At 67.6% G+C, this 4,988-nt stretch carries 4 protein-coding genes; all 4 read right to left on the bottom strand.

Annotation, left to right across the window (positions count from 1 at the left end):
* Positions 1-49 precede the first annotated feature (49 nt).
* Genes G3I60_RS43345 through G3I60_RS43330 form a run of 4 tightly spaced genes read right to left on the bottom strand, consistent with a single transcriptional unit; the run spans position 50 to position 4,779 of the window.
* Positions 50-901 (bottom strand): DUF3626 domain-containing protein, encoded by an 852-nt coding sequence (locus tag G3I60_RS43345; RefSeq protein ID WP_164608529.1) that lies wholly within the window; start codon positions 899-901, stop codon positions 50-52.
* Between the two features lie 23 nt (positions 902-924).
* On the bottom strand, positions 925-3,351 hold the full coding sequence (locus G3I60_RS43340) for a hypothetical protein (protein ID WP_164299646.1): 2,427 nt from the start codon (positions 3,349-3,351) through the stop codon (positions 925-927).
* The gene (locus tag G3I60_RS43335; protein ID WP_164299644.1) at positions 3,348-3,701 is read right to left on the bottom strand and encodes a helix-turn-helix transcriptional regulator; all 354 of its coding nucleotides are present in this window, start codon (positions 3,699-3,701) and stop codon (positions 3,348-3,350) included. The genes G3I60_RS43340 and G3I60_RS43335 overlap by 4 nt, the downstream gene beginning before the upstream one ends.
* A gap of 16 nt (positions 3,702-3,717) precedes the next feature.
* Positions 3,718-4,779 (bottom strand): tyrosine-type recombinase/integrase, encoded by a 1,062-nt coding sequence (locus G3I60_RS43330; protein ID WP_203675313.1) that lies wholly within the window; start codon positions 4,777-4,779, stop codon positions 3,718-3,720.
* Positions 4,780-4,988: the final 209 nt, after the last annotated feature.

Here is a 4,988-nt window from a genome sequence, read left to right as displayed (position 1 = left end):
ACGTGTAATGGTGGAGTCGGGTATTGGAACTGTCCGAATGCGTCCCTGATCACGCGTTGCGTTGCTCGGATGTTCCGAAGCGTGCCAGGCAGTGCCACACCTTCTTGAGCGCCTGTTGGTCATGGAATCCGGTGCGTGCGGCGTCACCGATGATCCGGGGATTGAGGTAGCCGTCGACGGCAATCTCCGCGCCCAGCTCGACGTACTCTTGTCCGCGGTAGTCCGGGTGGAGGGCGAGTTCTTCGACGGTGAGGCGGAGTCCCGAGTGCCAGTCGAGCCGGCATGGCAGGCGGCGGGCGGCGGCTTCCACGTCCGTTCCTCGATAGCTCGGGTCCAGGACGAGTGCCTCGATGTCGCGGGCCAGTATGAGTGGGCCGTGCACCTGTGCCTCGATGTAGTCGTCGAGTGCGTCCTGGCTGTCGTTCTCAGCCAGCTCTATGAGGGACAAGTTGGCCGCAACTCCGAAGGCCGTTGGTTCGAAGAAGCTGTCCGGGTAGCAAAACGTGGCTCGGATGAGGGTCCCGGCAGTCAGCCGAAGGTGCGCGGAGCCGAACCGGGGTGCCCCACCGAGCGGCTTGCGCCGGAAGTCCAATGCGCCGTAGACAGGTCGCTGGTGTGCGGGTTCGTGGTCGTAGGCGCCCCCGAAGATCCGGCTCTCCCAGCGCCATCGGTCACCGCCTGGGTGGGCCGTCAAGCCGCCGTTGCTGGTGCCTGTAACAAATTGCGAGTGATAGGTGCCGTCCTCAGCCAACGCGACCAGGATCGGCCGACCGCGCACTGTGCGGTCGGGGTGAAAGTTCAGAGTCACCCGCAACCCTGGGTCGACCGGGGTCCCGGACGACAGCGAGGCAACGTGGCGGATGGCCTGTTCCTGCGGAGACGGGGCTGGATCAGCGTTCATCAGCGCAGTGTGCCCGAGCCTGATCAACGTGTGCATCCGCGTTTGCTGACGTCGGCGGCGTAGGCGGCCCAGTCGCCGGCTGCGGCTCGCTGCCATTTGACGGCGACGGTGATGTCGATGCCGAGGGTGCGGGCGAGGACCGCGGCGGGCAGTTCGGTGGCGAGCTGGAACAGTGCGGTTGAGCGGGCTTGTGCGAGTCGGATGCCGAGTTTGCGGAGCCGTTCGCCCATGGCCCAGGCGCTGATCGGGCGGCCGGGCTGGCCTCCGGGGAAGAGCCAGGGTGAGTCTGTCCGGCCGAGGACGGCGTGGCTGCGGCGAGCCGCGACTTGTTGGAGGGCCAGTTCAGCGACGGGTGCGGGAAGCTCGACCGGGACGGCGCCGAGGCGGATGCGGACGGCTCCGTCCGTCTTGTCGATGTGGTCGATGGTGAGTCGGGAGATCGCCGCGGGCCATTGGGCATAGAGGAGCAACAGCAGTCCGGCAAGGCGGTCTTCGGGCTTGAGGGTGTCTTCGTGCAGTAGGCGTCGGGCGGTGGCCCAGCGGGCTTCGTCGTCCATCGGCTGGGAGGGGCCGTTCCATCGCTCGGCCGGGAAGCTGAGATCACGGGTGATCTTCTGGGAGAGGGTCCAGCGCACGAAGTGGCCTGCCTCCTGGCGAAGGCGGACGTCGTCGCTGGTCATCCAGCGCTCCAGGTCGGCCTGTCGGCAGGTCGCAAGAGTCAGATTCTGGCCCGTGAGCCAGTTCAGGAGATAGACGGCTGCCCGCAGATGTTGCCGCGCGACCTGGAGCTGGGAGTGAGTTGTCTCCTTGCCGCGGCTGCGGCGGCGAAGCCGTCGCAGGAGGTGCCAGGTCGCGTACCGGTGCAGAATTTTCCGTCCCTCGCCGATCGCATGGGAGGTGACGAGATCCTTCACGTGCCGTTCGAGACGGGCCATCTGCTCGTCCCGCCGTGGCAGGGCGCCGGTGGCGACGAGGACGCTGCGGATGTGCTCGACGACCTTGCCTTCAGGAAGCTCGTCCAGGGCCTCGTGCGTCAGAGGGCGGCGGCCGGAGCCGAGATCGGACAGGACGGTGGAGACGATGCCGCCGGAGAGCCAGCGCATCGCCGTGGCGGCCCGTTCGGTGCCGGCCAGGGCCTGGTGGAGGGCCTGCAGTTTCGTGGGTATGGCGCCGGTGTCATCGGCGAGAAGCTCGTGGAGCCGCTGTTTGAGGGTGCAGTGAGGGCACGGACCCGGAGCTTGCAGCCGTTCGGCTTGCCCGCAGGTGGGACAGGGGTGCCAGAGCTCGGCGTCCGGTTTGGTGCAGGGGCCGCAGACGGGGGCGTCGGTGGTCCCGGAGTGGATGCCGCGGAGTCGTCCGCAGATGGTGCAGTGAGCCGGTCTCCGGTCGCAGCCGCCGCAGCGGGGCAGGCCGGTGAGCTTCGAGATGGTGCAGGGTGCGGTGCGGCCGCAGATCGAGCAGAGCAGCATGGGCAGGGGACGGCAGTTCGGGCAGATCGGTCCGTCAGTGGTGCGGCAACTGACCATGCGTGACTCGCCGCAGACAGTGCAGGTCTCCCGGTTTGCCGGGTCTCTGATCAGGCAGCCCGGACACAGGGGCCGCCCCTGGGCGTCGCGGGTGGCCGGTTCGCGCCGAGCACCGCAGCGTACGCATTCTTCGATGCGGGACTTGGCGATGCAGTTGCGGCAGACCCGCTGCCCGTCGAGCGGCTTGTCGATGCGCACCACCCGGTGGCAGCGAGGGCAGGCCGGGCGGACGATCTCGGTGACGCCGGCCTCGTGCAGCAAGTCGATGAACCGCAGGATGGCGCGATGCGGCGCGAGATATCCCTCCCCGGTCAGCAGACGAGGGTTCTCCTCCAGGGCCCAGACCAGTCTCTGCCGATAGTGGGGACGGTGGGGTGCCGACTGGTGGAGGGCATCGGCGATCACGTCACGGTCGGCGTCCGGGGTGATCCCGGTGATCACCGCGTAGATGACGTCGACCGGGTCACGGTCGTCGTTGTCGGGACACATCTTGCAGCGCGGCAGGCCCTTGCGGTCCCGGAAGGCGACGCGTCGGACGGTGCCGCAGGCGGCGCACTCAGCGGTCTCCTGTCCACAGACCGAGCAGTACCAGTCCTGGCCCTGGCGTTGGAGGGTTCGCAGCTTCTTGCCGCACTCGACGCAGACCGGCGGAGAGATCTCCGAGGCGCCAGCCTTGCGGAGCTCGATGAGCAGATCGCCGATGGCCCGGGGTGCCGGGGACCGGCCGTCGGTCAGGACAGAGGGCCGCATCGCCAGGGCCTCAGCCAGGCGCCGTGACTTCGCGCGGCCGCCCGCGACCGCGGTGACCACGGCCCGGATGGTCTCCGCGTCGAGTTCCTTCTCGACGTCGGCGACGAGGTCGGTGATCAGGCCGGTCGGGTTGGCGACGGCACGGCCGAGGTCGAGATGGTCAGCGGTGGTCATGGCCGGTCAACACCCCTGATCCGGGCCCGCTTTGGCCGCAGCCCGCCAAGCCCCTCCCCATCGGGCGCCGAGCCGCCTCCGGTGGCAGCCCTCTTCGGCTTCTTCACCGCGCCGGCCGCCGCGACGGGCTCGATGAGGTCGTCCATGGTGCAGTCGAGGATGTCGAGCAGAGCCATGAGGATCTTGAGGCTCAGTCGCTCAGGTCGCTCGACGACGAGCCGGTAGACCTGGCTCGACGACAGGGTGATGCCGCGTTCGGCCAGCGGAGGGATGAGGTCGGTGGTGGAGAACAACCCGCGGCCGGCCATGACCTTGCGCAGGTGCCAGTGGTAGTCGAGCTTGGCGGCCATCGCCGGATCCCTCCTGTCAGGACCCGGCGAACGCCGGGTCCAGTGCCTTGTGCAGGGAAGTGTTCATGAAGTCGTCGCTGACGTGCGTGTAGATGGCCAGGGAGCTGTCGCACTCGTGGCCGACCTGCTGCTGGATGAAGCGCCGATCGACCCCGTCCTCGGTCAGATGCGTGACGTAAGAATGCCGGATTGAGTGGGGAGTCAGGTCCTTTGGGAGCTTCAGAGCGTCCCGATATGCCTCGAACCGGTCGTTGATGGTGCCAGGCTGGAGGCGGCCCCCGCGCTCGGTGATCCACAGAGCCGGGTGGTCGGAGAATCCGAAGCGCGGCCGGGCGTTCTCGACGTAGTCGGCGACCGCCTCGACGGCCCAGTCCATCACCGACAGCACGTTCCGCCGCCGCGGCGGCTGGCCCTTCTTCGCTTTGCCGTAGCGGACGTTGAGCGTGCCGTACCGGCCGAACTGCCGGGCCTGCGGGTTCCGCCCGAAGTCGACCACGTCCAGCTTGGACGTCTCGGTCCGGCGAAGCCCCCACCCATAGATGACCTTGAAGAGAGTGGCGTCCCGGTAAGCGGCGAGGGCTCCCTTGCGCTTGGCCTTCACGGCGCGTGCGACTTGGTCGTCGGCGTAGTCGAGGAAGCGCTGCAACTCTTCCCGCGTGAAAGGCCGCGCCTCTGGATCGCCTTCGTAATCCTGCAGGTGAGGGAGGGTATTCCACTCATGGCAGATCGCCACCGGGAAAGTGCCGAAGGCTTCATCGCATGCCGTGCCCCAGCCGTAGCGGGCATCGATGAGGAGCTCGGTGAACAGCCGAACGGTGCCCTGGTAGCTGCGGATCGTGGAGGGCGCCAAGTGCCTCTCGCTCGTCAACGATGCCGACCACTCGTCCAGGTGGGCAGGCGTCCACTGCCACGGGTACTCGTTCGCGAACTCAAGGAACCGCCGGATCAGCCGTTCCCTCGGGTCGATCGTGTCGTCTCTGAGCCCTCGCGACTTCTGCTGAGCCCGCCAGCCCCTCAGCATCGCGTCGAACATCGCGTCCTCCGGACGCAGCTGAGCCACACCGGAGACGAGCTCCATATGGGCCGCCCCGGCCAGGGCCACCGTGCGCTGATGCACCACTCCAGGCCATCCCTTCTGGAGAGCAGATCATGCATCAGAAGGGCTCACCTAGGCAACAGCCCTGCTCAGGCTGCCAGTTTGTAGAGGCTGAGGAACCCTTCCGTTTCCCGCCGTGACCATGTGACCTGCGACTTCTCGCCCGTTTGATGCAATTCCCGGGGGTTGAT

It is taken from the genome of Streptomyces sp. SID13666, from assembly GCF_010548325.1.
Taxonomy (GTDB): domain Bacteria; phylum Actinomycetota; class Actinomycetes; order Streptomycetales; family Streptomycetaceae; genus Actinacidiphila; species Actinacidiphila fildesensis.
This window is presented reverse-complemented; position numbering and strand designations above follow the sequence as displayed.